Source organism: Vibrio sp. 970 (genome assembly GCF_033339075.1).
In genome coordinates this window covers 1-573 of the sequence record NZ_JAWOTW010000617.1, presented here as the reverse complement: position 1 = coordinate 573, position 573 = coordinate 1, and the positions used below count along the sequence as shown (strand labels likewise).

The 573-nt window shown below is 46.1% G+C and carries 1 protein-coding gene; it reads right to left on the bottom strand.

The genetic code is table 11. The annotated features are described in order from the left end of the window. Positions 1–5 precede the first annotated feature (5 nt). Positions 6–573, bottom strand: a 568-nt coding sequence (locus R7Q11_RS28210) for a peptidoglycan binding protein CsiV (RefSeq protein WP_225467231.1), incomplete at its 5' end; no start/stop codon positions are given.

Genomic DNA, 573 nt, shown 5'->3' with positions numbered 1-573 from the left:
GAAGTTTAGTTAACTCGACGCACTTGGATGATCATTCCCATTAGAGGGTTGTCTAAGTAGTGCGTTTCGCTGCTTTTCATGCGGCGTTTTTGATCCAATCGGTAGCTCTTTAAGAAGGTTTCTTCAGTCACCGTTGGTGAGATTTCTGCGAGGTTACCCACTTGAACGTTGCCGTCAACATCACCGAGTTCATCATTCAACTGGTCAGTTGATTTAGACTCAAAGCGAACTTCACGAACGCTTGGTTCACGCAAATCCAGCGTGGTTTCTGCAAACAAGTAATGCTGCACGTAAATTTGGAATTTGCCATCTAACTCATACAGTGGGCCGTTGATGGTTTCTTCGTTATAGCCGTCACTAGAGTAGCTGTTATTGCCATTAATCGGGCTACCATCTGCATTGTAAGAGCCAGAGAAATCACGACCACCTACAATTCGAAAGATTGGCGCGCTTGCTTTCCCTCGATCACCTTGACGCCATGCTACGTGTTTTAGCACTTTAAATCCGGCGTGATTGTTCAGCGCCGCTTCTTGTGCGTTTAAGCGGAAAGAAGAGCGAGGTAACAGAGTTACG